We start from the raw sequence: 1,195 nt of genomic DNA, 5'->3' as shown, positions 1-1,195 counted from the left end.
AGTGTAGCTTCAAGCGTGAATCTGTAGATCCTCTTCGGTCTCAATTGGGTAGAGTTGGCGTAGTTTGATCCGGGCATCGTCAGTAGTAAACTGCCAGTCAATGGGACGATTGGTCGTGTTTCGACGCCTCTGCCACGCAGCGACCTCCGCTCGGAGGGTCGCTGCGTGGTAGATTCGCCGATCGAGACACTGTCGTTTGAGGACGCCTATCTCGATTTCGGCCATATTCAGCCAACTTCCTCTCTTGGGCGTGTAATGAAACTCGAACCGATCAAGATACGCTTGAGCATACTCCGGCGGGAAAAACTGATAGAAGGCAGCAGGCTTGTGTGTGTTGAGCTGATCCATCACAACCCGGATGCAGTCCGCATCCGGGTAGTGAACATCTGCGAGTTCGACCATTCGGTCGATCCATTCTATTGTTCGCCTCTTCTCGGTGATTTCGACGTTTACCCAGCCAGTTAGCGGCTCTGTCGAGAGATGTATTCGTTGTTTCCCATTGCGTTTGTAGCGGTGATCGGATCGGGCGACCGCTCCCGGTCGGGCCGGGAGCGGGTCGCGTTCGTGTCCTCGTAGAGCCTTGCTAGATTCGTCAAAACAGATGACTGGACGGGTTTCGTCGTACGGTTCGTGGTAGAGATTGAGAACATCTTCCATGTAGTAGACGAAGTCAGCGTCCTGTTCTGGAGGTATCTCCCAGTAGCTGGAGAGATGAGGTTTCAGGGCGTTTTTTTAACCGCTGTCGGACGGCCTCGTGAGAGATCGACTCGAAGTCGATCTCGTCAAGGGTAACGAGTTCGTCGGCAAGGAGGTGTAGTGTCCACCGAGAGTGTCCTTCTGGTGGTTCGCTGCAGGCGAGTTTGATGAGGTGGGCTTCGGCGTTTCCGTCAAGCTTGCGTTCGTATTCACGGTCGGGTTTGCGGCGATGAATCGCCGCAATCCCTCGTTCAGTGTAGTCTTTGCGTGTGTTGTGGACGGTTTGGGGGTGACAGCCGACGTGCTCACTGATTGTCGCATCAGTGAGCCCGTCGTCAGCTTTCAGAAGGATACGTGCGCGTGTGTTGGCTTGCGCCCTCTGTTCACCGGCGGACGTGAACCATTCGAGCGTCTTGCGATCTTCGTCGCTGAGCTCAACAATGTACTTCTTCGCTCCCATTTGGTAAGAGACGCGCTCAGAGAAGATACGTTAGACGTT

At 54.4% G+C, this 1,195-nt stretch carries 2 protein-coding genes; both read right to left on the bottom strand.

What is annotated here, in order from left to right; all coding sequences use genetic code 11:
- Positions 1-9 precede the first annotated feature (9 nt).
- Positions 10-693: an IS630 family transposase gene (locus BW940_RS22045; protein ID WP_235847884.1), complete on the bottom strand. Its 684-nt coding sequence runs from the start codon at positions 691-693 to the stop codon at positions 10-12.
- Positions 671-1,156 (bottom strand): helix-turn-helix domain-containing protein, encoded by a 486-nt coding sequence (locus tag BW940_RS22040; protein WP_076611047.1) that lies wholly within the window; start codon positions 1,154-1,156, stop codon positions 671-673. Before BW940_RS22040 ends, BW940_RS22045 begins: the two co-directional genes overlap by 23 nt.
- Positions 1,157-1,195 lie beyond the last annotated feature (39 nt).

Source organism: Natronorubrum thiooxidans, from assembly GCF_900156475.1.
GTDB lineage: Archaea > Halobacteriota > Halobacteria > Halobacteriales > Natrialbaceae > Natronorubrum > Natronorubrum thiooxidans.
This window is presented reverse-complemented; position numbering and strand designations above follow the sequence as displayed.

Coding starts and splice junctions, on each gene's coding strand:
- BW940_RS22040 (WP_076611047.1), bottom strand. CDS start 1,156: ATGGGAGCGAAGAAGTACATTGTTGAGCTCAGCGACGAAGATCGCAAG.